Raw genomic sequence first — 22,746 nt, 5'->3', positions numbered from 1 at the left:
GTAAACCGGCAGGACGCCGGTTTAGCCGCGCTGGGCCATGGATGGCCCATCGCGGCGGCCCCCCAAATCAATGTCGGATGACGGGCACACCGAGCCTAGGCGAGGTGCCGAGTGGTGGGGCAAGAGCCCTTTTGGTTACTTTTGGGGCTCTTTTCCAAAAGTGACCCGCCGTAAGGGCGGAACCAATAGCCGCCGTTACCGCAGCAACGGATATGCACACAACCCCAAGAACCACGAAAGAGTTGCGTAAATACCTATGCCGCGATGGGGCCAGTGACCCCCCCAAAAAAAACCTCACTCCACCCGAGTCTCCCCGGTAAACACCAACGTCCCCCGGCACTTGCGGCACAAATACCGCCGCCCCTGATTCACCAACCCATGGCGCTGGGCCGAGAACGGGAAGTCACTGTCGGCACACGGGCACCGATAGATATAGCGGGTCACTCGCCGACGCTGAATCTCATAGGTATGGCAGCGATCGGGCGGCAGTTCGTAGACCCCGCGCATGATCAACTGCCATTCCTCGCCATGGGGCTGGATGCGCTCGCCGAACAATTGGTGGGCGATCAGGTGCGCCACTTCGTGGGCCACCGTCTGTTTGAGGAAGTGTTGGCTGTTTTCCCGGTACAACTGGGGATTGAAGCGCAGCAGGTTCTCGTGCAAATGCGCGACACCGGCTTTCTGCCCACGCAGCTTGAGGCTGACCTGGGGGCGTTTGAAGCTTCGTTTGAAAAAGGATTCGGCTTGCAGGAAACAATCTTCGACGCGGGTATTGAGTTGCTCGGGCATGCTGTACATATCTCCAGAGATGTCCAGTATGCCGCATCCAGGGGTGTTTCCGAATCGGTCAGGCGCCGAATGGTCATGCATAACGCAAAAGCCACCTTGCGGTGGCTGTTCCTGCGCTGAAAAGACGGCTAGTTGGTGTAGATCGGACCGACGCCCAGGCCCCAGACAATCACGGTAAACGCCATGATCGCCACCAGGACCACCAGGCCTACCGCCAGCACCGAGCTGGAAAACAGGAAGCCTTCATCGGGGTCGATGCTCATGAAGGTCGGCAGCCCCACATAGAGCAGGTACACCGTGTAGCAGATGGCGGCCGTACCGACGACCATGCCCAGCCACATATGCGGATACAGCGCTGCCAGCCCGCCGATAAACAGGGGCGTGGCGGTATAGGTAGCGAACGCCACGCAGCGCGCCATGCTGGGGTTGGCGTCATAGGTGCGCGCCATCCAGTGGATGAAGGCGCCCATTACCGCAACGCCGCCGAGCATCGCCAGGTAGGACATGATGGTCATCCACAGCGCACTTTCCTGGGTCAGCATGACCGGGGAGCGATTGCCGATGACCCAGCCGACCTGGGTGGTGCCGATAAAGGCTGATACGGCGGGGATCGCCGCGAGAATCAGCGTATGGGTGAGGTACATGTGGCCGATGCTTTCTTCTTTATCGCCACGAATTTCCCGCCATTCCTGGTCGGGATGGGTGAAAAGCCCCACGACGTGATGGATCATGCCAGTCACTCCTGTCGTTATTGCCATCGCCCCCCAAGCGGAGCGCCCGCCGGCCAAGTGGCCTGAAAGGTCTGGATATGTGTGCGACCTTATGTCGCAGTATAGGAAGTCATGACCGGAAAAAGTGTGGTGCTTTAGAGCAAATTGCGCTGTAAACACTGGGCTTAATCGCGCCTGGGTCTGTGACGTGGAATGCAGCCCCCTGTGGGAGCTGGCTTGCCTGCGATGGCGGTGGGTCAGCCATGCATTTGTCGACTGACCTACCGCCATCGGAAGCAAGCCCCTCCCACATTGGAACTCGGTCGTTCATATCGTTAAAATACCCGGCTTTTCGTCCCACACCTTTTCGCGGATCCAAGCGCCATGGGCACCCTTACCGTCAATCAGAACAAACTGCAAAAACGCCTGCGGCGCCTGGCCGGTGAGGCTGTCGCTGACTTCAACATGATCGAAGAGGGCGACAAGGTCATGGTCTGCCTGTCCGGCGGCAAAGACAGCTACACCATGCTGGACGTGCTGCTGCACCTGCAAAAGGTCGCGCCGATCAAATTCGACATAGTGGCGGTCAACATGGACCAGAAGCAGCCCGGGTTCCCCGAGGACGTGCTGCCGGCCTACCTCAAGACCCTGGGCATCGAGTACCACATCGTCGAGAAAGACACCTATTCGGTGGTCAAGGAGCTGATTCCGGAAGGCAAGACCACCTGCTCGCTGTGTTCGCGCCTGCGCCGTGGCACGCTGTACACCTTCGCCGATGAAATCGGTGCGACCAAGATGGCCCTGGGTCATCACCGCGATGACATCGTCGAGACCTTCTTCCTCAATATGTTCTTCAACGGCTCCCTCAAGGCCATGCCGCCCAAGCTGCGCGCCGACGACGGGCGCAACGTGGTGATCCGCCCGCTGGCGTATTGCAACGAGAAGGACATCCAGGCCTACTCCGACTTCAAGCAATTCCCGATCATCCCCTGCAACCTCTGCGGCTCCCAGGAGAACCTGCAGCGCCAGGTGGTCAAGGACATGCTCCAGGAGTGGGAGCGCAAGACGCCGGGGCGTACCGAAAGCATCTTCCGCAGCCTGCAGAACGTGATCCCCTCGCAGTTGGCCGACCGCAACCTGTTTGACTTCACCAGCCTGCGCATCGACGAAACCGCGGCTTCGCGCTTCGTCAACATTGTGAACCTCTGAGCCTTTTCCAGGCTCTGACAGACGGCGCTGATGGGCGCCGTTTTCATTTCAACCCGTAGGAGAGGGCATGCGCGATTACAAATGGCTGCACGAATACTGTCTGAACCGCTTTGGTTCGGCAGCCGAGCTGGAAGCCCACCTGCCTGTGCCCAAGACCCCGGCGCAACTGCGCCAGATCAGCGACGACCGCTACCTGTCGACCCTGTCGCTGCGGGTGTTCCGCGCCGGGCTCAAACACAGTGTGGTGGACGCCAAATGGCCGGCGTTCGAGCAGGTGTTCTTTGGCTTCGATCCCGAGAAAGTCGTGCTGATGGGCGCCGAGCACCTTGAGCGCCTGATGCAGGACACGCGCATCATCCGCCACCTGGGCAAGCTCAAGAGCGTGCCGCGCAATGCGCAGATGATTCTCGACGTCGAGCAGGAAAAGGGCAGCTTCGCCGCATTGATCGCCGACTGGCCGGTGACCGACATCGTCGGCTTGTGGAAATACCTGAGCAAGCACGGCCACCAGTTGGGCGGGTTGTCGGCACCGCGCTTCTTGCGCATGGTCGGCAAGGACACGTTTGTGCCGAGTTATGACGTGGTTGCGGCATTGAATGCGCAGGAGATTGTCGACAAGGCCCCCACCAGCCTGCGGGACCTGGCGACGGTGCAGGCGGCGTTCAACCAGTGGCATGTCGAGAGCGGGCGGCCGATGTGCCAGTTGTCGATGATGCTGGCGTTTACCGTCAACCATTGAGACCGCGATGGGGCCTGATCGGCCCCACATAACCCTCAGGCTGGCTGACCTTCCCCCGCCAACCGCCGATTCAGCTGGAACCGCCAGCGCACATACAGCAGCGCCGTGCAGAACACCGCCAGGCTTGCCAGCATCTCCAGCACGCCAAACCACTGGCGGTTCGGGTCATAGGCCGCCAGGGCGCCCTTGATGAAATACAGGTTCACCACAAAACACATCCACGAATGCCCGCGCGCACTGCCCATCAGCATACCCGGCGCGAGGATCAGCAGAGGCACCAGTTCGATCAGCAGGATGACCCAGGGCCGTGCGCCATGCAGGTCGGCGATCAGCAGGTAATACACGCAGAGCAACCCCACCAGGCCGAAAAACGCCAGCAGGCTCAAGGCCCGTGCCACTTTGACCCGGGGCTCCAGCCAGGCCTGGGCCGGCAGGACTTTAGGCTTCTTGGCCACGGCCACTCTCCAGTTTCGCCGCAGTCTTCGCCAGGCGCAGGCCCAGGGCACGGCACAGGGCGATTTCATGGGGGTCCAGGGCACGTTTGCCATCGGCGCCGGAATGGTGGCTGGCGCCGTAGGGCGTACCGCCGCCCTGGGTGTCGAGCAGGGCCTGTTCGCTGTAGGGCAGGCCGGTGATCAGCATGCCGTGGTGCAGCAACGGCAGCAGCATCGACATCAAGGTGGTTTCCTGGCCGCCGTGCAGGCTGGCGGTCGAGGTGAAGACCCCGGCCGGCTTGCCGACGAGGGCGCCGGTCAGCCACAGGTTGCTGGTGCCGTCGAGAAAGTACTTCAAGGGCGCGGCCATGTTGCCAAAGCGCGTCGGGCTGCCCAGGGCCAGGCCCGAACAGTTCTTCAGGTCGTCGAGGCTGGCATACAGCGCGCCTTCGGCCGGGATGCTCGGGGCGACGGCTTCGCACTCGCTGGAGATCGCCGGCACGGTGCGCAGGCGCGCTTCCAGGCCGCCTTGCTCGATGCCTCGGGCAATCTGCCGGGCCATTTCGCTGACCGAGCCGTTGCGGCTGTAATACAGCACCAGGATGTAGGGCGCGCTCACGGCAGAAGCTCCAGGATGTTTTCCGGCGGCCGGCCAATCACGGCCTTGTCGGCAGTGGCCAGGATCGGCCGTTCCATCAGCTTGGGATGGGCGGCGATGGCGGCAATCAATTGCGCCTCGCTGAGGCTGGCGTCGGCCAGGTTGAGGGTCTTGTATTCGTCTTCGCCGGTGCGCAGCAATTGCCGGGCGCTGATCCCCAGCTTGCCGAGCAGGGCTTCAAGCTGCGTGGCGTCCAGCGGGTTTTCCAGGTAGCGCACCACGTTCGGCGTGAGGCCACGGGCCTGCAGCAGTTCGAGCGCACCGCGGGATTTCGAGCAGCGCGGGTTGTGATAAAGCGTCAGATCGGTCATGTGCGGGTCGCATCTTGCGTAAGGTGGCGGGTATTCTACCTGCGCTGCGGCGTGTCCTTAAACCGTAAGAGGCGATCGGCCGCAGCCCACGTTCATTTTTGCTAAGGATTACCCCATGACACGGCGACTGATAGGCGCACTGGCAGTTATCACCACACTCCTGCTCAGCGGCTGCGGCAATGATTATGGCGTTGACCAATACGGCCAGAAAGTCGCGTCCGAGCGCGTCGACAAACAATGGTTGGTGATCAATTACTGGGCCGAATGGTGTGGCCCGTGCCGCATCGAAATCCCCGAGCTCAACGCCCTGGCCGAGCAGCTCAAGGGCCAGCCGGTCAGCGTGTTCGGCGTCAACTTCGATAATGTGCAGGGCGAAGAGCTCAAGAGCGCCAGCGAGAAGCTGGGCATCAAGTTCACGGTACTGGCACAGAACCCCGAGGCGATTTTTGATATCCCGCGCAGCGAAGCGTTGCCGGTGACCTACATCATTGATGACAAGGGCAAGGTGCGGGCGCAGATGTTGGGCGAGCAGACGGCGGCGGGGGTATTGGCCAAGCTCAAGGAACTGCGCGGCTAAACGGTTGCTCGCTGGCGATTGCGGTATGACCGGCACACCGCAATCGTCAACGGATCAGCCTTCTTCCAGCCACAAACGCAGTGGCTTGCCCTCGGCAGGCCAGAAACGGGTCTGCTCGATGGGCGAGATGTCCCAGCGCTGCACGGTTTCCAGGGCCTTGAAGAAGCGCTGTTCCTGCTCCATCAGGGCTTCGGCACACAGCTTGCGGGTGCTGCCGATCTTGCCGAAGCTGAGTTTGTCACCCTCCAGGCTGTACGGCGCGAACCAGTGGTTGCAGCCGCCATTGCCATAGGCCCGGCCATCGGCACCGAGGGTCACGGTCAGGTGGGCGTAATCCATCAGGGGCCGTTCGCCGATCCACTCCACGATGTAGCTGTGATCCTGCTTGAGCTTGACCTCGTCGCTGGCGCAGCCGGCAAGGCCTGCGCCCAGCACTGCGATCATCAGCAGGCTCTTCATGGCGCGGCCTGCTGGCATTTCGGGCAACGGTGCTTGTCGCCGACGGTGGCCCAGCCCAACTCGGCAATGCGCGCAGTGGCGGCCGGTTGCAACGGTTCCTTGGTCAACTTGGTTTCCACCGCGAACTCAAACTCCAGCACGGCGTCGCAGCTGTCGCAATTGACCTTCCAGGTGTGAATCTCCAGCTCGCCGAACTTCGGCCCTTGCGCCATGGCAACCCATTGCCCGGCCGGGCGGATGGAGTAGCGCGCATCGCCTTCGACGGTCAGGCGCATCGACAGGGTTTTGCTGCCGCGCAAAGTGACGATCAGCACGTCGCCATGCTTGATCGAGCCACCATTGCCGGTGACTTGATAACGACCGGGCACCAGGGCGCGGCATTCGATCAGGGTGTGTTGTGGGCTCAGCAAACTGAAGCGGAAATCGTGTTCGGCCATGGATCCTCCAAATAGGCGCGGCATCCTATCACGCTCGTCTGTTCACCATGCGCGCGGTAGATGACCGTTGATCATCCCTGTACCAGGTTTTGCGCCTGGCCGTTGGCCCAGGCCTGGATATTGGCCAGGGTGGTCCCGGCAATCGCCGCCAGGGCCTCGCGTGTGAGGAATGCCTGGTGCGCGGTAATGATCACGTTGGGGAAGGTCAGCAGGCGTGCTAGCACGTCGTCCTGCAAGGGCAGGTCGGAGCGATCTTCAAAAAACAGCTGGGCCTCTTCTTCGTACACATCCAGGCCCAGGTAGCCCAGCTGTCCATCCTTGAGCGCTTCGATCAATGCCGGGGTGTCCACCAGGCCGCCGCGCCCGGTGTTGATCAGCATCGCTCCCGGCTGCATATGGGCCAGGGATTGCGCATTGATCAGGTGCTTGCTGTCGGCGGTCAGCGGACAGTGCAGGCTGATGATCTGTGCCTCGGCCAACAAATGGGGCAGGCTGACATAGCGCGCGCCAAGGGCTTCGACCTGCGGATTGGGGTAGGGATCGTATGCCAGCAAGCTGCAGCCAAAGCCGGCCATGATCTTGGCGAAGGTCGCGCCGATCTGCCCGGTCCCCACCACACCCACGGTCTTGCCCACCAGGTCGAAGCCGGTCAGGCCGTGCAGGCTGAAGTCGCCGTCGCGGGTACGGTTGTAGGCGCGGTGCAGGCGGCGGTTGAGGGCCAGCACCAGGGCCACGGCATGTTCGGCCACTGCATGGGGCGAGTACGCGGGCACCCGCACGATGGTCAGGCCCAGGCGCTTGGCGGCGGCCAGGTCCACATGGTTGTAGCCGGCCGAGCGCAGGGCAATCAGTTGTGTGCCGCCGGCCGCGAGGTGTTCGAGCACCGGGGCGCTGAGGTCGTCGTTGATAAAGGCACAGACCACTTCGTGCTTATCGGCCAGGGCCACGGTGTCGAGGTTCAGGCGTGCCGGTTGGAACTGCAACTCCATGCCCGCGGGCAAGGGTTCGGCGAGAAAGCTGTCGCGGTCATAGGTCTGGCTGCTGAAGAGGATGATGCGCATCAAGGGGCTCCCTGCAAAATAGCGTGTGGTGACACAAAACCTGTGGGCGCCGGCTTACCGGCGCCCACAGGAGATGTTGCCCGTCATTGGCGTTGGGCGTGTTGCTCTGCATCAGGCGTTGACTCGGGCCTCGCTGGCAAGGCGGGCGATGGCCATGTCCAGTTCATCCAGGGCAGCCATGGCCTTGGCGTCATCCTGCTTGAGCAAGGTTTCGGCGCGTTGGCAGGCTGCGCGCAATTGCGGCACGCCGCAGTAGCGGGTGGCGCCGTGCAGGCGGTGGACCCGTTCGATCAGGGCATTGTTGTCGTTGGCTTCGCGGGCGACGCAGACGGCCTCACGGTCAGCTTCCAGGGACGCCAGCAACATGGCCAGCATATCGGCGGCCAAGTCCGCCTTGCCGGCCGCCAGGCGCAGGCCCTCTTCATGGTCGAGTACCGGCAGTTGCGCGGCAGGGCCATGGCCTTCGACTGCGCGTTCCGGGCCTTGATTGCGCAACGCCAGGCCGGTCCATTTCAGCACCACCTGGGCCAGTTGCCGCTCGCTGATGGGCTTGGTCAGGTAGTCATCCATACCGCTTTGCAGCAGGGCGCGTTTTTCATTGGCCATGGCGTGGGCCGTCAGGGCGACGATAGGCAGCGGCGTGCCGTGGCGCTCGCTTTCCCACTGACGAATCGCCTCGGTGCTCTGGCGCCCGTCCATGCCGGGCATCTGCACGTCCATCAGCACCAGGTCGAAGGCTTCTTTCTTCACCGCTTCGATGGCGCTATAGCCGCTTTCCACGGCCTGGACCTTGGCGCCCATGTCTTCGAGCAGGGTCTGTACCAGCAGCAGGTTGGCCGGGTTGTCGTCGACACACAGCACCCGTGGCGCACGGCTGGACAACGGCTCGCCCGGTTCACTGCGCAAGGGGCGCGGGCTGATCAGGTCGGACAGCGCCCGGCGCAATTTACGGGTGCAGGCCGGCTTGGCCTGCAACTGGCTATTGGGGTTGGGCACCGACAGGTTGAACAGCATCTGCTCGGTGGTCGGGCACAGCACCAGCACTTTGCAGCCCAGGTGCTCAAGGTCCCACAGGTGTTGGTTGAGGCGCTCCGGCGGAATATCGTTGGCGGTGATGCCCAGTACCGCGAGGTCGATGGCCTGCTCGGTCTGGTGTGCGCTGGTGATGCCGTTGGTCAGGTTCTCCAGGCTGTTGAACGGCGTGACCTCCAGGCCGCAGTCTTCCAACTGGTGTTGCAGGGCCTGGCGCGCCAGTTCGTGGTTCTCCAGCACCGCCACACGCCGGCCCAACAGTGGCGGGGCGGGCAAGTCTTCGATATCGTCGCGGGTTTTTGGCAGGTTAAGGCTGATCCAGAACTCCGAACCCTCGCCTGGCGTGCTGTCGACGCCGATTTCGCCGCCCATCTGCTCGATCAGGCGCTTGGAAATCACCAGCCCCAACCCGGTGCCACCGGGCTGACGGGACAAGGAGTTATCCGCCTGGCTGAAGGCCTGAAACAGGGCGCGCACATCCTGGTTCGACAGGCCGATGCCGGTGTCCTGCACGCTGATGCGCAGTTGCACGCTGTCTTCCTGCTCGTCTTCGAGCATGGCCCGGGCGACGATGGTGCCTTCGCGGGTGAATTTGATGGCGTTGCTGACCAGGTTGGTGAGGATCTGCTTGAGACGCAGCGGGTCGCCTACCAGGGACAGCGGAGTATCGCGGTAGACCAGGCTCACCAGCTCCAGCTGTTTGGCATGGGCGGCCGGGGCGAGGATGGTTAGGGTGTCTTGCAACAGGTCGCGCAGGTTGAACGGGATACTGTCGAGCACCAGCTTGCCGGCTTCGATTTTCGAGAAGTCGAGAATCTCGTTGATGATGCCCAGCAGGTTGTCGGCGGATTTTTCAATGGTGCCCAGGTAATCCAACTGACGGGGCGACAGTTCGCTTTTCTGCAACAGGTGGGTGAAACCGAGGATGCCATTGAGCGGTGTGCGGATTTCATGGCTCATATTGGCCAGGAACTCCGACTTGATGCGGCTGGCCTCCAGGGCCTCCTTGCGGGCCAGGTCCAGCTCGATGTTCTGGATCTCGATGGTTTCCAGGTTCTGGCGTACATCTTCGGTGGCCTGGTCGATGCTGTGTTGCAGTTCTTCCTGGGCGTTTTGCAGGGTTTCGGCCATGCGGTTGATGCCGGACGCCAACTGATCCAGCTCTTGGCTACCCAGGGGCGGCAAACGGGTTTCCAGGTTGCCGTCCTTGAGCTGCGCCACCGCTTGTTTGATCTGGCCGATAGGCGAGTTGATCGTGCGGCTGATGCGCAGGGCCAGGGCCGCCGTGCAGATCAGGCCGATGGCAATCAACAGCAGGCTGGCGAACAGGCTGCGATAGCCGCGCAGCAGCATGCCGTTGTGGGACAGTTCCAGTTCGACCCAGCCCAGCAGGCGATCGGCTTCGTCGGGAATCAGCTCGCCGGCGAGATTGCGATGGCGGCCGAACACCGGCAGCAGGTAGCGGGTGGCGTCATTGCCGGTGCGTTGCAGCAAGTGTGAGCTGTTGCCGATGGGCGGCTGGTTGAGCATGGTCGGGCCAGCATGGGCCAGCGCCGTGCGGTCGGGCGCCAGGAAAGACACGGCCCGCACGTCGACTTGCTCCAGGGACTGGGTGGCGATGCGTTCCAGCAGGTCGGTGTTCTTGTTACCCAGTGCCGGTGCCACCAGCGGCGCCAGCTGTTCGGCGATCATCTCGCCGCGATTGAGCAGTTGGGTTTGCAGCTCCGAGAGCTGCATCCAGGTGAAATATCCGCCCAGGAGCAATGCCATCAGGCTGGTAGGCAACAAGGTCAGCAACAGTACGCGGCCTTTTATCCCCATTCTTCTTAGCACGCCACTCTCCTGCTACCACACTGATGTCGAGATTCTACGCAGGCATCCGGCCTGCGCTACCTGCGCAGTGTAGCCATATGAGGGGCTTGGAATCTTGCAAAAGATGCTTGAGGGGGATGATGGCGGGCTTATTGAACCCATATCCATTGCTGCGGTGCTCACCGGGACACCGCGGGTTGTCAGGCAGACAAACCAGCTCACAACAGGGGCGTTCGCCGACTACCGATTACGTTGCTGCCGTTTTTTCCACTGATGCCCCACCCACCACCGCCAATACACCATGGTCATGCAGTACGCCAGCGCGCCCAATACCAGGCCCAGCACCACCGAGCCCAGGAGGAACGGCTGCCACATGGTAGACAGTTGCCCGCTGATCCATTCCCAGGTCAGTTCATCGGGCAGGGTGCGGGCGGGGATGTTCATCAGCCAGGTGCCGGTCATATAGGTGCAGAAGAACACCACGGGCATGGTAATGGGGTTGGTCAGCCACACCAGGCTCACGGCGATGGGCATATTGCCGCGCACGGAAATGGCGAGGACGGCCGCCAGCAACATCTGCAAGGGTATGGGAATGAAGGCGGCAAACAGGCCGACAGCCATGGCCCGGGCAACTGAATGCCGATTGAGGTGCCAGAGGTTGGGGTCATGGAGCAGCGTGCCGAGAAAGCGTAAGGACTTGTGTTCCCGAATGCTGGTCGGATCGGGCATGTACCGTTTGAATAAGTGCCGTGGCATAAGGGGTCCAGATCAGTTCGAGGGTCAAGTATGCCCGTATTCTACGAACGGGAAATTCAGACTTTGTGACAAAAAATCATAGTTCGCCCTGAACCACTCGGCTAACACTCAATGGGTCACTCTCAAGGAATGATCCATGCGTACAGGGATGTTTGCGCTGGCGTTGGGGCTGCTGGCGTTGCGCCTGCTGCCCGTCTTGCCGCCGGTCGGTTGGTTGCTGGTGTTGCCGGTGGTGGCGTTGATGCTACTGCCGTTTCGTACTTATCCGCTGGCGTTTTTCCTGTTGGGCCTGGCGTGGGCCTGTTTCAGCGCGCAACGGGCGCTTGACGACCGGCTCATGCCCGCGCTGGACGGCCAGACCCGCTGGCTGGAAGGGCGTGTCAGCGGGCTACCGCAGCAGAGTAGTGGGGTGGTGCGCTTCGAACTGAGCGACAGCCGGTCACGCCAGGACCGGCTGCCCCAGCGCATCCGTGTGAGCTGGCAGGGCGGCCCTCCTGTGCGCAGTGGTGAGCGCTGGCGTTTGGCCGTGACCCTCAAGCGACCCTCCGGCCTGTTGAATTTCCAGGGCTTCGATCAAGAGGCCTGGCTGTTGGCCCAGCGCGTGGGGGCGACGGGGTCGGTCAAGGATGGCCAGCGCCTGGCGCCGGCCCGACATGCCTGGCGCGATGGGGTCCGCCAGCAGCTATTGGCGGTAGACGCCCGGGGGCGTGAAGCCGGGCTGGCCGCACTGGTGCTGGGCGATGGCTCCGGCTTGGCCGCCGAGGATTGGCGCATTTTGCAGGACACCGGCACCGTGCATCTATTGGTCATTTCCGGCCAGCATATCGGCCTGTTGTCGGGGTTGATCTATGCCTGGGTGGCCGGGCTGGCCCGCTACGGCTGCTGGCCCAGGCGTTTGCCCTGGCTGCCTTGGGCCTGCGGTCTGGCATTTGCCGCAGCGCTGGCCTACGGCTTGCTCGCCGGCTTTGCCGTGCCAGTGCAGCGGGCCTGTGTGATGGTGGGGCTGGTGTTGCTGTGGCGCCTGCGGTTTCGCCACCTGGGGATCTGGTGGCCACTGCTGCTGGCCCTGAATGCGGTGCTGCTCCTCGAACCCCTGGCCAGCCTGCAACCGGGTTTCTGGCTGTCATTTGCCGCCGTGGCCGTGTTGCTGCTGGCCTTCAGCGGCCGCCTGGGGCCCTGGCGGGCGTGGCAGGCCTGGACCCGTGCCCAATGGCTGATCGCGATTGGGCTGTTTCCGCTGCTACTGATCCTCGGTTTGCCAATCAGCTTGAGTGCGCCGCTGGCCAATCTGTTTGCGGTGCCGTGGATCAGCCTGCTGGTGTTGCCGCTGGCGCTGGCGGGCACGCTGTTGCTAGCGGTGCCATGGCTGGGCAGTGGCCTGTTGTGGCTGGCGGGGGGCGCGCTGGATTGGCTGTTCAAGGCCCTGGCCTGGCTGGCCGGGCACGTGCCAGCCTGGATGCCGGCCGAGGTGCCTGTGGGCTACTGGTTGCTCAGTCTGCTGGGCGCGGTGCTGTTATTGATGCCCAAGGGCATTCCCTTTCGCCTGCTGGGTTGGCCCCTGTTGCTGCTGGCGGTGTTCCCGCCCCGTGAGTCGATCCCGTTGGGCCAGGTGGCGGTGGAGCAACTGGATGTCGGCCAGGGCTTGTCGATCGTGTTGCGCACCCGCAACCACGTGCTGTTGTATGACGCCGGGCCACGGGTGGGGGATTTCGATCTTGGCGAGCGCGTGGTATTGCCGGCGCTGCGCAAGCTGGGGGTTGGCCAGGTGGACTTGATGCTGCTCAGCCATGCCGACGCCGATCATGCCGGTGGCGCGGCGGCGGTGGCCCGTGGGTTACCCGTCCGGCGCGTGGTGGGCGGGGAAACCCAGGGGTTGCCGGCGTTCCTCGGCACTCAGGCCTGTGTCAGCGGTGAGCAGTGGGAGTGGGACGGCGTGGTGTTCCAGCTGTGGCAATGGGCAGATGCCCGCAACGGCAACGCGAAGTCGTGCGTGCTGCTGGTCCAGGCCAATGGCGAGCGGTTGCTGCTGACCGGCGATATCGACCGCGAGGCCGAGCGGGCCTTGCTGGCCACGCCCCTGGCGGTCGCCACGGATTGGCTGCAAGTGCCCCATCATGGCAGCCGCAGTTCCTCGTCCTGGCCGTTTGTCCAGCAACTGGCCCCCAAGGCGGTGCTGATCTCCCGTGGGCGAGGCAATGGTTTCGGCCATCCGCACCCGCAAGTGGTGGCGCGTTACCAGTATTTGCGCAGCACCCTTTATGACAGCGCCGAACAGGGCGCGGTGCGTCTGCGCCTGGGGGCTTTCGAGGCGCCGGTCATGGCACGCAGCCAGCGCCGTTTCTGGCGCGCGCCTGTCATCGACAGTTACCAAAGGCCGGTGCCTGCGACATGATGGCTGTCGGCCGGCAGGCCCTTCCTCGCCAGCCTATATGCTAAAGTGGCGCACTTTTTCGAGGGGACATTCACTGTGTGGGAATTGGTCAAATCCGGCGGCTGGATGATGTTGCCGATCATTCTGAGCTCCATCGCCGCACTCGGCATTGTTGCCGAACGCCTGTGGACCCTGCGCGCCAGCCGTGTAACCCCTGATCATCTGCTGGGGCAGGTCTGGCGCTGGATCAAGGACAAGCAACTGGACAAGGAAAAGCTCAAGGAACTGCGGGCCAATTCCCCTCTGGGCGAGATCCTCGCTGCGGGCCTGGCCAACTCCAAGCACGGTCGCGAGATCATGAAGGAGTGCATTGAAGAAGCTGCCGCCCGGGTAATTCACGAACTGGAGCGCTACATCAATGCCCTGGGCACCATCGCGGCAATGGCGCCATTGCTGGGCTTGCTCGGTACCGTGCTGGGCATGATTGATATCTTCAGTGCCTTCACCGGGTCCGGTATGACCACCAACGCCTCGGTATTGGCCGGGGGTATTTCCAAGGCCCTGATCACCACGGCGGCGGGCCTGATGGTGGGTATCCCTGCGGTGTTTTTCCACCGATTCCTGCAACGCCGCATCGACGAGCTGGTGGTGGGCATGGAGCAGGAAGCCATCAAACTGGTGGAAGTGGTCCAGGGCGACCGTGATGTCGACCTGGTCGAGGGCAAAGCGTGAAATTTCGCCGCAAGCCCCGGGAAACGGTCGATATCAACCTGGCGTCGTTGATTGATGTGGTGTTCATCCTGCTGTTGTTTTTTGTCGTCACCACCACCTTTACCCGGGAAACCCAACTACGGGTCGAACTGCCGGAAGCCGTCAGCGGCTCGCCGGCCGAAGACCAGCAGCTCAAGCAACTGGAGATCACCATCAGCGCCGAAGGGGTGTTTTCGGTGAACAACCAGTTACTCGAGAAAAACGACGTGGCCAGCGTGATGGATGCGCTGCAGAAGGAGTCCGGCGGTGATACGCAAATGCCGCTGTCCATCAGCGCCGATGGCAAGACCCCGCACCAGGCTGTGATCACCGCGATGGATGCAGCCGGCAAGCTCGGTTTCAGCCATTTGCGCATGACCACCGTCGAGGCGGCGGGGCAACCCTGATGGCCTTGTCCGATCGTTTGCTCAAGGCCTGGTATGACGGCCACCCGGCGCTCAAGCTCCTGCAACCACTGGAGGCACTCTATCGCCGGGTGGTCAGGCGCAAGCGCGAGCGGTTCCTGGCGGGTGAGGGCACGATCTACCAAGCGCCGGTGCCTATAGTAGTGGTCGGCAATATCACTGTGGGTGGCACCGGCAAGACGCCGTTGATCCTGTGGTTGATCGAGCATTGCCAGCGCAGTGGCCTGCGGGTCGGTGTGGTCAGCCGTGGCTACGGGGCCAAGCCTGCGCAGTTGCCATGGCGGGTGCAGGCCAGCGACAGCGCGCAAGTGGCCGGCGACGAGCCCTTGTTGATCGTGCAGCGCAGCGGCGTCCCGCTGATGATCGACCCCGATCGCAGCCGGGCGGTGCAGGCCCTGTTGGCCAGCGAGACCCTGGACCTGATCCTGTCCGACGATGGCTTGCAGCATTACCGTCTGGCCCGTGACCTTGAGTTGGTGCTGATCGACAACGCCCGCGGCCTGGGCAATCGCCGCTGCCTGCCTGCCGGGCCGTTGCGCGAGCCGGCCGAGCGCCTGCACAGCGTCGATGCCCTGCTATATAACGGCGCCGGGGCTGATCGCGAGGATGGTTTTGCTTTCCGTCTGCTGCCGACCACGTTGGTCAACCTGCTGACCGGCGAGCGGCGGCCGCTGGACCATTTTCCCGTGGGGCAACGGGTGCATGCGGTCGCGGGCATCGGCAACCCGCAACGTTTCTTCAATACCCTCGAAACGCTACACTGGCTGCCGATACCCCATGCGTTTGCCGACCATGCGCCCTACAGCGCCGAGGTCCTGAATTTTACGCCGTCGCTGCCGCTGGTCATGACCGAAAAGGACGCGGTGAAGTGCCGCGCCTTTGCCCAGGCACACTGGTGGTACCTTGCAGTCGATGCCGCACCGTCACCGGCGTTTATCGCCTGGTTCGACACGCAACTGATGCGTCTGCTGCCTGCTCGACTTTTGCCTTAAAACGTTTTTATCCAGGAAACCCCCATGGACACCAAACTGCTCGATATCCTCGCTTGCCCGATCTGCAAAGGCCCGCTCAAGCTCAGTGCCGACAAGACTGAACTGATCAGCAAGGGCGCCGGCCTGGCGTACCCGATCCGCGACGGCATCCCGGTGATGCTGGAAAGCGAAGCCCGCACCCTGACGACCGACGAGCGCCTGGATAAATGACCACTGCCTTCACTGTTGTCATCCCCGCGCGCTACGCCTCCACCCGCCTGCCCGGCAAACCGCTGCAGATGATCGGCGCCAAGCCGATGATCCAGCTGGTCTGGGAGCAGGCCTGCAAAAGCAGCGCCCAACGCGTAGTGGTGGCCACTGATGATCTGCGGATCATCGAGGCCTGCAAGGGTTTTGGCGCCGAAGCGGTACTGACCCGTGAAGATCACAACTCCGGCACCGACCGCCTGGCCGAAGTGGCCACGCACCTGGGCCTGGCGCCGGACGCCATCGTGGTCAATGTGCAAGGCGACGAGCCGCTGATCCCGCCGTGTGTCATCGACCAGGTCGCGGCCAACCTGGCCGCCCACGCCGAAGCGCGCATGGCGACCCTGGCCGAGCCTATCGAAGACCTCGAGACCCTGTTCAACCCGAACGTGGTCAAGGTGGTCAGCGACATCAATGGCCTGGCCCTGACCTTCAGCCGTTCGACCCTGCCCTGGGCGCGCGACGAATTCGCCAAACAACGTGATGTGTTGCCGGCGGGCGTGCCGTATCGCCGCCATATCGGCATTTACGCCTACCGCGCCGGCTTCCTGCATGACTTCGTCACCTGGGGCCCGTGCTGGCTGGAAAACACCGAGGCCCTGGAGCAATTGCGGGCCCTGTGGCACGGCGTGCGTATTCATGTCGATGATGCGATAGAAGCGCCGCCGGCCGGTGTCGATACGCCGGAAGACCTCGAGCGCGTGCGTCGGTTGCTGGGGGCTTGATGGAAGTCCTGTTTGTCTGCCTGGGCAATATCTGCCGCTCGCCCACCGCCGAGGGCGTGCTGCGCCACAAACTGCGGGCCGCCGGGTTGGCGGACCAGGTCGAGGTGGCGTCTGCCGGTACCGGTGAATGGCATATTGGCAAGGCCCCGGACAAGCGCAGCCAGCAAGCAGCGCTGCGTCGTGGCTACGACTTGTCGGCCCAGCGCGCTCAGCAGGTGTCGCGCGCCGACTTTGCGCGCTACGACCTGATTCTGGCGATGGACCAGAGCAACCTGCGTAACCTCAAGGCCATGCAACCGGCCCAGGGCAAGGCCGAGCTGGACCTGTTCCTGCGCCGCTACGATGGGGCAGTGGATGAAGTGCCGGATCCGTACTACGACGGCGAGCAAGGTTTCGAGCAGGTCCTGGACCTGATCGAGGCCGCCTGTGATTTGCTGGTGATCGAATTGAAGGGGCGGTTATGAGTCTGGATGTGCAGCCCCAGGTTTCCCTGAAGGCCTTTAACAGTTTTGGCATTGATGTGCGTGCGCAATGGTTCGCCGAAGCCCATAGCGACGCCGATGTGCGCGAGGGCCTGGCCTATGCGGCCGCACAGCAGTTGCCGTTGCTGGTGATCGGGGGCGGCAGCAACCTGCTGCTGACCCAGGATATCCCGGCATTGGTGTTGCGCATGGCAACCCAGGGGATCCGAGTACTGCACGACGACGGCCAGCAGGTGGTGGTGGAAGCCGAGGCGGGCGAGGCCTGGCATCCGTTTGTGCTATGGACCCTTGCACAAGGGTTCTCTGGCCTGGAAAACCTCAGCCTGATTCCCGGCACTGTCGGGGCGGCACCGATGCAGAACATTGGCGCCTACGGTGTCGAGATCAAGGATGTCTTCGCCGGCCTGACTGCCCTCGACCGCCAGACGGGCGAGTTGCGGGATTTCAGCCTGGAGGAATGCAACTTCGCCTACCGCGACAGCCTGTTCAAGCACGAAGTGGGGCGCTGGCTGATCCTGCGGGTGCGTTTTGCCCTGAACCGCGTCGCACACCTGAAACTCGGCTACGGCCCGGTGCAACAGCGCCTGGCAGAGCAGGGCATTGCCCAGGCAACCCCGAGCGATGTCAGTCGGGCCATTTGCAGTATCCGCAGTGAAAAGCTGCCCGATCCTGCGGTCTTGGGCAACGCCGGCAGTTTCTTCAAGAACCCGCTGGTCTCCCAGGAGCTGGCGGCGCAGTTGCAGCTGCAATATCCCGATCTGGTGGCCTATCCCCAGGCCGATGGGCAAGTGAAGCTGGCGGCCGGCTGGTTGATTGAAAAGGCCGGCTGGAAGGGCTTTCGCGAGGGTGATGCCGGCGTGCATCGCTTGCAGGCGCTGGTGCTGGTCAATTATGGCGCGGCCACCGGCCTGGATATTTCCAGCCTGGCCCAGCGCATCCAGCGCGATATCGCCGAGCGCTTCAAGGTCGACCTGGAAATGGAGCCCAATCGTTATTGAGCTACGCTTCTAGCGTGTTGAACCAAGCCCTGCATTGCAGGGCTTTTTTGTTAATGCTGGGTTAACTTAGCAGGCTAACGATGCCTGTTTATTGTTCGATAGACCCTGTTTATCAAAGGCCCGGTGAAGACCTGTCTTCACAAGAGAGCCCGATTAGCCTGAGCCATCTGCGTGTACCGACTCCGCTCCCTTGAAAGCGGCAGATAGCTCGACCCCATAATCCAATCACTATGCGGGCGTGCCCATGATTACTCTGAAACTCAACGGTCAAGATCATCCACTGGATGCCACCGAGGATATGCCTCTGCTGTGGGCGATCCGTGATGTAGCGGGTTACAACGGCACCAAGTTCGGTTGCGGCATGGGCCTGTGTGGCGCCTGCACCATCCATATCGACGGTGCGCCGGCGCGCAGTTGCATCACGCCCATCGGCTCGGTCAAAGGGCAGAACGTCAGCACTATCGACAACCTGCATAACGACCCGATTGGCCAGGTGGTGCAGCAGGCATGGCTGGATACGGCGGTGGCGCAATGCGGCTACTGCCAGGGCGGGCAGATCATGTCGGCCACGGCCTTGCTGAAAACCAACCCCAACCCCAGCGATGCACAGATTGAAGAAGCCATGGTCGGCAATATCTGCCGCTGCGGCACCTATAACCGCATCAAGACGGCGATCCGCCAGGCCGCGACTCAGTTGCAGGGAGCCAAGGCATGAGCCAGTTACCGAGCAATTTCGCCCTGAGCAACCTTAGCCGGCGCGGTTTCCTCAAGGGCGTCGGCGCGACCGGCGCGCTGGTGGTGGCTGCCAGTTGGGGCTTGCCCCAGGCCTTTGCCGACGAAGTGAAGCAATACGGCGGGGCCGCGATGCCCAATGGCCTGGTCGATGATCCCAAGGTCTATGTCAGCATCGCCAGCGATGGCACCGTCACCGTGATCTGCAACCGCTCGGAGATGGGCCAGGGCGTGCGCACCAGCCTGACCATGGTGGTGGCCGATGAACTGGAGGCCGATTGGGCGCTGGTGAAGGTTGCGCAGGCGCCGGGCGATGAAGCACGTTTTGGCAACCAGGATACTGACGGTTCGCGCAGCATGCGCCATTGGTTCGAACCGATGCGCCGCTGCGGCGCCGCCGTGCGGACCATGCTGGAACAGGCCGCTGCCGAGCAGTGGAAAGTCCCGCTGGCCGAATGCCGTGCACAGTTGCATAAAGTCATTCACCAGCCCAGCGGCCGCGAACTGGGCTATGGCGCCCTGGCCGCTGCCGCCAGCGCGTTGGCAGTGCCGGCGCGCGACAGCCTGCGGCTCAAGCAGCCCTCGGAGTTTCGCTATATCGGCAAGGAAGCCACCAAGGCCATCGACGGTGCCGATATCGTCAACGGCCGGGCGGTGTACGGCGCCGATGTGCATTTTGACGGCATGCTGTTCGCGACCATTGCGCGGCCCAAGGTATACGGCGGCAAGGTCAAGTCGTTCGATGCCAGCGCGGCGCTGAAAGTCCCCGGGGTGATCAAGGTCCTGCAAATCGAAAGCCGACCCATACCCTCGGAATTCCAGCCATTGGGTGGTGTGGCGGTGGTTGCCAGCAATACCTGGGCGGCGATCAAGGGCCGTGAGGCGTTGCAGATTGTCTGGGACGACGGCGCGAATGCTGGCTACAACTCCATCGACTATCGCAAGACCCTGGAGGCCGCGGCGCTCCAGCCCGGCAAAGTGGTGCGCAATACCGGCAGTATCGAGCAGGCCCTGAACGATGCCGACAGCACCCTCGAAGCCACGTATTACTTGCCACACCTGGCGCAGTCGCCGATGGAGCCGATGGTGGCCGTGGCCCGTTATCAAGACGGGCGATGCGAGGCCTGGGCTCCGAGCCAGGCACCGCAGGTCACGCGGGAACGGGTGGCCGAGCGCCTGGGCCTGCCGTTCGATAACGTCACGATCCACGTCACCCTGTTGGGCGGTGGCTTTGGGCGCAAGTCGAAACCGGATTTCATCATCGAAGCTGCGCTGCTGGCCAAGGAATTCCCCGGCAAGGCCGTGCGTGTGCAGTGGACCCGTGAAGACGATATTCATAACTCCTACTTCCATACCGTCTCCGCCGAGTACCTCAAGGCCGGCCTGAACAAGGACGGCCTGCCCTCTGGCTGGCTGCACCGCACCGTGGCACCCAGCATCACTGCGCTGTTTGCGCCGGGCATGAACCACGAGGCGGCGTTCGAGCTGGGTATGGGCTTTACCAACATGGCCTACGCCATTCCCAATGTGCGCCTGGAAAACCCCGAAGCGGCTGCCCACACCCGCGTGGGTTGGTACCGTTCGGTGTCGAACATCCCCCATGGGTTTGCCATTCAGAGCTTTGTCGATGAACTGGCCCATAAGGCCGGCCAGGATCCGCTGAAATATCAACTCAAGCTGCTGGGCCCGGATCGTCAGATTGATCCGCGAACCTTGAGTGAAGAGTGGAACTACGGCGAGTCCCCCGAGCGTTATCCGATTGATACCGCGCGCATGCGCGGCGTGCTGGAAACCGCCGCCAAGGCCGCCGGCTGGGGGCGCACGCTGCCCAAGGGGCGCGGCCTGGGGCTGGCGGTGCACTACAGCTTTGTGACCTATGTGGCGGCGGTGATCGAGGTGGAGGTCAAGGATGATGGCACGCTGATCGTGCATAAGGCTGATATTGCGGTGGACTGCGGGCCGCAGATCAACCCGGAGCGCATCCGCTCACAGTTCGAGGGCGCCTGCGTCATGGGCTTGGGCAATGCGGTCCTGGGAGAAATCAGCTTCAAGGATGGCAAGGTCCAGCAGGACAACTTCCATATGTATGAAGTGGCGCGCATGTCCCTGGCCCCCCGGGAAATCGCCATACATTTGGTCACGCCAGAAGGAGAGGTGCCCCTGGGTGGCGTCGGTGAGCCGGGCGTGCCACCGATTGCGCCAGCGCTGTGCAACGCGATATTTGCCGCCACCGGCAAGCGTATCCGCAGCTTGCCCGTGCGTTATCAACTGCAGGGCTGGCAGCAGGCGGCGAAAGCCTGATGGACAGCGTGGATCTGAACGTCCTGCGCAGCGTGCTGGAGTGGCGCCGCGCGGGGCAGCGGGTGGTGCTGTACAGCGTGGTCCAGACCTGGGGCAGCGCGCCACGGCCGCCGGGGGCGATGCTGGCCCTGCGCGGCGATGGGGTGGTGATCGGCTCGGTTTCCGGTGGCTGCATTGAAGATGACCTGATCGCTCGGCTTTACGATGGTCGCTTGCCTGACGAAGGGCCGCCGGTGCAACTGGTGACCTATGGCGTGACCCGGGATGAAGCGGCGCGCTTTGGCCTGCCCTGCGGCGGCACCTTGCGCCTGACGGAGGAGCGGGTAAGTGATCCTGCCTGGGTCGCCGAGTTGCTGGCGCGTTGTGAGGCCCATGAAATAGTGGCCCGGGAGTTGGACTTGGCGTCGGGCACCGTGCGTCTGAGCGCGGCGAGCCAGTCCGACATTGTCAGTTTTGATGGTGAGCGCTTGCGGGCCATCTACGGCCCGCGCTGGCGCCTGTTACTGATCGGTGCGGGGCAGCTGTCGCGCTATGTGGCAGAAATGGCGCGGCTGTTGGATTTTGAAGTGCTGATCTGCGATCCACGCCAGGAGTTTGTCCATGGCTGGGAAGAACAACACGGGCGCTTTGTGCCGGGAATGCCCGATGAGGCCGTGCTCAATATCCAGACGGACGAGCGCACGGCCATTGTGGCCCTGACCCACGATCCGCGCCTGGACGACATGGCGCTGCTGACCGCGTTGAACTCCCGAGCGTTCTACATTGGTGCCCTGGGCTCGCGGGCCAATAGTCGCAAGCGTCGGGAAAACCTGGCGGTGTTGGGGCTGGGAGCCGAGGCGATTGCGCGGCTGCATGGTCCGATCGGTCTTCATATCGGCAGTCATACGCCGGCAGAGATTGCCTTGTCGCTGATGGCACACATCGTCGCGATCAAGAACGGTGTGGAACTGTTGCAAGCAAAACCGGTGCGGGAGGTGGTCAGTTGACGAGCACCATTACCGCCATCGTCCTGGCGGCGGGGCAGGGCAGCCGGTTCCGCGCGCAAGCCGGCCAGGACAAACTGCTGGCTCCTTGCGTGGGGCGTGATGGGGTGACACGGCCGGTCTTCGAGCAGGTGTTGGTCAATTTACCGGCCAGTATCACCCGGCGCTGGGTCGTCACCTCGCCTGCGCGCAGCGAGGTTATTCGCCTGGCCAGGGCATACGGTTGCGAAGTGCTGCTTGTGGATTCGGCGGGCATGGGCGACAGCATTGCGGCTGCCGTTGCCGCCAGTGGCCCGGCGGCGGGTTGGCTGGTGGTGTTGGGGGATATGCCGTTTATCCAGGCGGCGAGTATTGAGCGGGTGATAGAGCGGGTGGAGGGTGTCAGTGTGCCGGTGCATGCCGGTCAGCAGGGCCATCCTGTTGCGTTTGGCCCGGAATTGGGGCCGGCCTTGATGGGGTTGACTGGGGATCGTGGGGCCAGGGCGGTGTTTGCCCTGGCTGAGGTGCGGGAAGTGCCGGTGGATGATCCTGGGGTGTTGTGGGATGTGGACGTGCCGCAATCACTGGAATTCAGGTAGGGGCTGGAAGAGCTGGTCGGGGTGTCAGGTATTTATCCGTCATCGTTAACGATCATCGCAGGCAAGCCAGCTTGTATGGTTAGACTTGTAGGGGTGGTGGGACTAAAAGCCAGCATCTGACTCTAGCCAGTACAGACCGTGGGAGACTTCGCCCCACCCCTTCACCAAAGCGCCGATAA

25 protein-coding genes are annotated in these 22,746 nt (G+C 62.9%); 15 read left to right on the top strand and 10 right to left on the bottom strand.

Annotated elements, in window-relative coordinates; genetic code table 11:
* Window positions 1-294: 294 nt before the first annotated feature.
* Together HBR94_RS27700 and HBR94_RS27695 are read right to left on the bottom strand one after the other, a co-directional pair.
* Window positions 295-789: a SprT family zinc-dependent metalloprotease gene (locus HBR94_RS27700; RefSeq protein ID WP_057960419.1), complete on the bottom strand. Its 495-nt coding sequence runs from the start codon at window positions 787-789 to the stop codon at window positions 295-297.
* 128 nt (window positions 790-917) lie between these two features.
* The gene (locus tag HBR94_RS27695; RefSeq protein ID WP_057439628.1) at window positions 918-1,520 is read right to left on the bottom strand and encodes a Yip1 family protein; all 603 of its coding nucleotides are present in this window, start codon (window positions 1,518-1,520) and stop codon (window positions 918-920) included.
* 363 nt (window positions 1,521-1,883) lie between these two features.
* Between HBR94_RS27695 and ttcA the strand changes: the two genes are divergently transcribed.
* A complete protein-coding gene (gene ttcA / locus HBR94_RS27690; protein WP_057439627.1) occupies window positions 1,884-2,708 on the top strand; it encodes a tRNA 2-thiocytidine(32) synthetase TtcA in 825 nt (274 codons plus the stop codon).
* A 67-nt stretch (window positions 2,709-2,775) separates the two neighbouring features.
* Entirely contained in the window at window positions 2,776-3,447 is a 672-nt protein-coding gene (locus HBR94_RS27685; RefSeq protein WP_170045871.1) for a DNA-3-methyladenine glycosylase I, read from the top strand.
* A 35-nt stretch (window positions 3,448-3,482) separates the two neighbouring features.
* Here HBR94_RS27685 and HBR94_RS27680 read toward each other — a convergent pair whose 3' ends face one another.
* From HBR94_RS27680 to arsC, 3 genes are read right to left on the bottom strand one after another with little or no spacing between them, the layout of a single operon-like run.
* Window positions 3,483-3,902, bottom strand: a complete 420-nt coding sequence (locus tag HBR94_RS27680) for a DUF2069 domain-containing protein (protein WP_057439625.1) — start codon at window positions 3,900-3,902, stop codon at window positions 3,483-3,485.
* Window positions 3,886-4,500, bottom strand: a complete 615-nt coding sequence (gene wrbA / locus HBR94_RS27675; protein WP_057960414.1) for an NAD(P)H:quinone oxidoreductase — start codon at window positions 4,498-4,500, stop codon at window positions 3,886-3,888. Before wrbA ends, HBR94_RS27680 begins: the two co-directional genes overlap by 17 nt.
* Entirely contained in the window at window positions 4,497-4,850 is a 354-nt protein-coding gene (arsC, locus tag HBR94_RS27670) for an arsenate reductase (glutaredoxin) (RefSeq protein ID WP_170045870.1), read from the bottom strand. The genes wrbA and arsC overlap by 4 nt, the downstream gene beginning before the upstream one ends.
* A gap of 115 nt (window positions 4,851-4,965) precedes the next feature.
* Here arsC and HBR94_RS27665 point away from each other — a divergent pair, with 115 nt between their 5' ends.
* Entirely contained in the window at window positions 4,966-5,427 is a 462-nt protein-coding gene (locus tag HBR94_RS27665; RefSeq protein WP_057439622.1) for a TlpA disulfide reductase family protein, read from the top strand.
* A 54-nt stretch (window positions 5,428-5,481) separates the two neighbouring features.
* Here HBR94_RS27665 and HBR94_RS27660 read toward each other — a convergent pair whose 3' ends face one another.
* The 5 genes from HBR94_RS27660 to HBR94_RS27640 all read right to left on the bottom strand — a co-directional run bounded on the left by HBR94_RS27660 (window position 5,482) and on the right by HBR94_RS27640 (window position 10,984).
* Window positions 5,482-5,886: an META domain-containing protein gene (locus tag HBR94_RS27660; RefSeq protein WP_057439621.1), complete on the bottom strand. Its 405-nt coding sequence runs from the start codon at window positions 5,884-5,886 to the stop codon at window positions 5,482-5,484.
* Window positions 5,883-6,323: a hypothetical protein gene (locus tag HBR94_RS27655; RefSeq protein WP_057439620.1), complete on the bottom strand. Its 441-nt coding sequence runs from the start codon at window positions 6,321-6,323 to the stop codon at window positions 5,883-5,885. Before HBR94_RS27655 ends, HBR94_RS27660 begins: the two co-directional genes overlap by 4 nt.
* A gap of 71 nt (window positions 6,324-6,394) precedes the next feature.
* Entirely contained in the window at window positions 6,395-7,384 is a 990-nt protein-coding gene (locus HBR94_RS27650; RefSeq protein ID WP_169960824.1) for a 2-hydroxyacid dehydrogenase, read from the bottom strand.
* A 111-nt stretch (window positions 7,385-7,495) separates the two neighbouring features.
* Window positions 7,496-10,249, bottom strand: a complete 2,754-nt coding sequence (locus HBR94_RS27645; protein WP_115128758.1) for a response regulator — start codon at window positions 10,247-10,249, stop codon at window positions 7,496-7,498.
* A 219-nt stretch (window positions 10,250-10,468) separates the two neighbouring features.
* Window positions 10,469-10,984, bottom strand: coding sequence for a DUF2062 domain-containing protein (locus tag HBR94_RS27640; RefSeq protein ID WP_170045869.1), 516 nt, complete (start codon window positions 10,982-10,984; stop codon window positions 10,469-10,471).
* Between the two features lie 136 nt (window positions 10,985-11,120).
* Here HBR94_RS27640 and HBR94_RS27635 point away from each other — a divergent pair, with 136 nt between their 5' ends.
* The 12 genes from HBR94_RS27635 to HBR94_RS27580 all read left to right on the top strand — a co-directional run bounded on the left by HBR94_RS27635 (window position 11,121) and on the right by HBR94_RS27580 (window position 22,567).
* The gene (locus HBR94_RS27635; protein WP_170045868.1) at window positions 11,121-13,376 is read left to right on the top strand and encodes a DNA internalization-related competence protein ComEC/Rec2; all 2,256 of its coding nucleotides are present in this window, start codon (window positions 11,121-11,123) and stop codon (window positions 13,374-13,376) included.
* A gap of 75 nt (window positions 13,377-13,451) precedes the next feature.
* Window positions 13,452-14,087 (top strand): MotA/TolQ/ExbB proton channel family protein, encoded by a 636-nt coding sequence (locus HBR94_RS27630; protein WP_029299724.1) that lies wholly within the window; start codon window positions 13,452-13,454, stop codon window positions 14,085-14,087.
* A complete protein-coding gene (locus HBR94_RS27625) occupies window positions 14,084-14,512 on the top strand; it encodes a biopolymer transporter ExbD (RefSeq protein WP_029299722.1) in 429 nt (142 codons plus the stop codon). Before HBR94_RS27630 ends, HBR94_RS27625 begins: the two co-directional genes overlap by 4 nt.
* Window positions 14,512-15,522 (top strand): tetraacyldisaccharide 4'-kinase, encoded by a 1,011-nt coding sequence (lpxK, locus tag HBR94_RS27620; RefSeq protein WP_120733918.1) that lies wholly within the window; start codon window positions 14,512-14,514, stop codon window positions 15,520-15,522. The genes HBR94_RS27625 and lpxK overlap by 1 nt, the downstream gene beginning before the upstream one ends.
* A gap of 24 nt (window positions 15,523-15,546) precedes the next feature.
* Window positions 15,547-15,732 (top strand): Trm112 family protein, encoded by a 186-nt coding sequence (locus HBR94_RS27615; RefSeq protein ID WP_003174668.1) that lies wholly within the window; start codon window positions 15,547-15,549, stop codon window positions 15,730-15,732.
* Window positions 15,729-16,493: a 3-deoxy-manno-octulosonate cytidylyltransferase gene (gene kdsB, locus HBR94_RS27610; RefSeq protein WP_057960406.1), complete on the top strand. Its 765-nt coding sequence runs from the start codon at window positions 15,729-15,731 to the stop codon at window positions 16,491-16,493. The genes HBR94_RS27615 and kdsB overlap by 4 nt, the downstream gene beginning before the upstream one ends.
* Window positions 16,493-16,957 (top strand): low molecular weight protein-tyrosine-phosphatase, encoded by a 465-nt coding sequence (locus HBR94_RS27605; RefSeq protein ID WP_057439613.1) that lies wholly within the window; start codon window positions 16,493-16,495, stop codon window positions 16,955-16,957. The genes kdsB and HBR94_RS27605 overlap by 1 nt, the downstream gene beginning before the upstream one ends.
* A complete protein-coding gene (murB, locus tag HBR94_RS27600; protein WP_169960820.1) occupies window positions 16,954-17,973 on the top strand; it encodes a UDP-N-acetylmuramate dehydrogenase in 1,020 nt (339 codons plus the stop codon). The genes HBR94_RS27605 and murB overlap by 4 nt, the downstream gene beginning before the upstream one ends.
* A gap of 244 nt (window positions 17,974-18,217) precedes the next feature.
* The gene (locus tag HBR94_RS27595) at window positions 18,218-18,688 is read left to right on the top strand and encodes a (2Fe-2S)-binding protein (protein ID WP_057960403.1); all 471 of its coding nucleotides are present in this window, start codon (window positions 18,218-18,220) and stop codon (window positions 18,686-18,688) included.
* The gene (locus HBR94_RS27590) at window positions 18,685-21,006 is read left to right on the top strand and encodes a xanthine dehydrogenase family protein molybdopterin-binding subunit (RefSeq protein WP_170045867.1); all 2,322 of its coding nucleotides are present in this window, start codon (window positions 18,685-18,687) and stop codon (window positions 21,004-21,006) included. The genes HBR94_RS27595 and HBR94_RS27590 overlap by 4 nt, the downstream gene beginning before the upstream one ends.
* A complete protein-coding gene (locus HBR94_RS27585; RefSeq protein WP_170045866.1) occupies window positions 21,006-21,992 on the top strand; it encodes an XdhC family protein in 987 nt (328 codons plus the stop codon). The genes HBR94_RS27590 and HBR94_RS27585 overlap by 1 nt, the downstream gene beginning before the upstream one ends.
* Window positions 21,989-22,567, top strand: a complete 579-nt coding sequence (locus HBR94_RS27580) for a nucleotidyltransferase family protein (protein ID WP_170045865.1) — start codon at window positions 21,989-21,991, stop codon at window positions 22,565-22,567. The genes HBR94_RS27585 and HBR94_RS27580 overlap by 4 nt, the downstream gene beginning before the upstream one ends.
* Window positions 22,568-22,746: the final 179 nt, after the last annotated feature.

This window comes from Pseudomonas sp. WS 5412 (genome assembly GCF_012985615.1).
Classification (GTDB): Bacteria; Pseudomonadota; Gammaproteobacteria; order Pseudomonadales; family Pseudomonadaceae; genus Aquipseudomonas; species Aquipseudomonas shahriarae.
The sequence above is the reverse complement of the archived record's forward strand: the minus strand, read 5'-3'. Positions and strand labels throughout refer to the sequence as shown.